Consider the following 401-nt stretch of genomic DNA (forward strand, 5'->3'; position numbering starts at 1 on the left):
CCGCCGCAGAGTCGCCGTCGATGGAACCGAAGTTACCCTGACCGTCTACCAGCATGTAACGCAGCGAGAATGGCTGCGCCATACGGACGATCGTGTCATAAACCGCCGAGTCACCATGGGGATGGTATTTACCGATTACGTCACCAACGACACGGGCAGATTTTTTATAGGCTTTGTTCCAGTCATTGCCTAGTACGTTCATGGCGTAAAGTACGCGACGGTGTACCGGCTTCAGGCCATCTCGGACATCTGGCAGCGCACGGCCAACAATGACCGACATCGCATAATCCAGATAGGAGCTCTTCAGCTCTTCCTCAATGTTGACCGGTGTAATTTCTCTCGCAAGGTCGCTCATCTAACCGCTATCCCTCTACTGTATCCCGGATTCAAAGGTCGCAAAT

At 52.9% G+C, this 401-nt stretch carries 1 protein-coding gene; it reads right to left on the reverse strand.

The window, feature by feature from the left end:
• Positions 1 to 355, reverse strand: a 355-nt coding sequence (locus tag I6F21_RS38310) for a DNA gyrase subunit A (protein WP_276573647.1), incomplete at its 3' end; no start/stop codon positions are given.
• Between the last annotated feature and the right edge of the window lie 46 nt (positions 356 to 401).

It is taken from the genome of Bradyrhizobium sp. NBAIM03, from assembly GCF_020194055.1.
GTDB lineage: Bacteria > Pseudomonadota > Alphaproteobacteria > Rhizobiales > Xanthobacteraceae > Bradyrhizobium > Bradyrhizobium yuanmingense.